The sequence below is a fragment of the Rhodoferax sp. ZS1R8 genome, from assembly GCF_056521325.1.
Genome location: NZ_JBWMBA010000079.1, coordinates 1 through 457, shown reverse-complemented (window position 1 = coordinate 457; position 457 = coordinate 1). Strand labels below are relative to the sequence as shown.

Genomic DNA, 457 nt, shown 5'->3' with positions numbered 1-457 from the left:
AGGCATCCCTGCAAGCCCAGCGCAATCTCGGTCTGCATATCGGCCAGCTTCTTCTGGATCAACTGGTTGGCCGCTAGTGGTTTGCCAAACTGCTTGCGGTCCATGGTGTACTGGCGGGCGCGCAGCCAGCAGTCTTCGGCCGCACCCAAGGCACCCCAGGCAATGCCGTAGCGTGCAGAGTTCAAGCAAGTGAAAGGCCCTTTGAGGCCCTGCACTTCCGGAAATGCGTTTTCCTCGGGGCAGAACACGCCATCCATAACGATCTCGCCAGTGATGGACGCACGCAGGCCCACCTTGCCGTGGATGGCGGGGGCGCTCAAACCATTCATGCCTTTTTCCAGCACAAAGCCGCGGATGGGGCCAACCTGGCCGCCCTCACTCACCTCTTTGGCCCAGACCACAAACACATCCGCAATCGGGCTGTTGGAAATCCACATCTTGCTGCCCGACAGCTTGT

1 protein-coding gene is annotated in these 457 nt (G+C 60.0%); it reads right to left on the bottom strand.

What is annotated here, in order from left to right; all coding sequences use genetic code 11:
- Positions 1 to 457 (bottom strand): acyl-CoA dehydrogenase family protein (locus AC097P_RS23910; protein WP_479612924.1); only part of this gene is annotated, 457 nt, incomplete at both ends.